At 61.5% G+C, this 1142-nt stretch carries 1 protein-coding gene; it reads left to right on the top strand.

The window, feature by feature from the left end:
* The first annotated feature begins 190 nt into the window (after positions 1-190).
* Positions 191-1120: an IS110 family transposase gene (locus PIB16_RS26660; RefSeq protein WP_142846693.1), complete on the top strand. Its 930-nt coding sequence runs from the start codon at positions 191-193 to the stop codon at positions 1118-1120.
* Positions 1121-1142 lie beyond the last annotated feature (22 nt).

The raw sequence follows: 1142 nt of genomic DNA, 5'->3' as shown, positions 1-1142 counted from the left end.
GCCCCCTTGTAACTTGATTTCGCCGCGCTGTGCTATTGTCGCTTGTGCGGTGGCGGATGGAAGACCGATCCCCCCTGGGGACATTGATCCCGTGGATGAGCCCGGGTCTCCCTCCGCTTTTTCATCGAACCCGAACAGTCGCCGGGGCCGCTTGCGTGTGCGAAGCCCGATTAGGCAAGGATGGGATAAGATGGATAATAGTGTTGGCATCGACGTTTCCAAGGACCGTCTGGATGTGGCGTTCGCAGCATCGGGCACGGCGTTCTTCGTCGAGAACAGCCATGCCGGGATCGACGATCTGGTAGAGCGTCTCAAAGAGGTGCATGCCGATATCGTGGCGCTTGAAGCCACAGGCGGCTTCGAGACGCTGGCCGTGGCACGGCTTTCGGCGGCAGGATTTGCGGTGATCGTGGTCAATCCGGCGCAGGTGCGCGCCTATGCCAATGCCATCGGTCGCCGTGCCAAGACCGACGCGGTCGATGCGGCGGTGATTGCCGCTTTCGTGTCTGCCACCAAGCCACAGATCCGGCCTCTGCGTGATCAGCAAACCCAGCTTTTGTCGGCACTTGTCGACCGCAGGCGGCAGATCGTGCAGATGATCGTGGCCGAAGAGAACCGGTTACGCATGGCGCTGGAGAAATCGACCCGCAAAAGCATTCAGCGCCTGCTTGCCGCCCTGCGCCGGGAGGTGGACAGCATCGATGCGGAAATGGACGATCACATCCGCAAATCCCCCGTGTGGCGGGTGCGTGAGGCGCTGCTGACCTCCGTGCCCGGTGTGGGGCCTGCAACGGCGCGCACGCTTCTTGCCGAGATGCCGGAACTGGGCAGTCTCGACCGGCGTCAAATCGCCTCGCTGGCGGGCCTTGCTCCCTGGACCCGGCAATCGGGCAAATGGAAGGGCAAAAGCTTCATCGGTGGCGGCAGGGGCAAGGTCCGGGCGGTGTTGTTCATGGCAGCGCTGGTGGCGGCACGGCACAATCCAGTCCTCAAGGCCTTTCGCGATCGCCTCGTGGAAGCCGGAAAGCCGAAAATCCTCGCTACCGTCGCAACCATGCGAAAGCTTCTGACAATGCTCAACGCCATCATCAGAGACAACAAACCATGGCAAAACGCTTGACATCAAAGACAGTCGCTCATCC

This window comes from Agrobacterium sp. ST15.13.015 (genome assembly GCF_027871645.1).
GTDB classification, from domain to species: domain Bacteria; phylum Pseudomonadota; class Alphaproteobacteria; order Rhizobiales; family Rhizobiaceae; genus Agrobacterium; species Agrobacterium leguminum.
This window is presented reverse-complemented; position numbering and strand designations above follow the sequence as displayed.

Excerpts from the sequence above, each read along its gene's own strand:
- PIB16_RS26660 (WP_142846693.1), top strand. The coding sequence starts at position 191 with ATGGATAATAGTGTTGGCATCGACGTTTCCAAGGACCGTCTGGATGTG.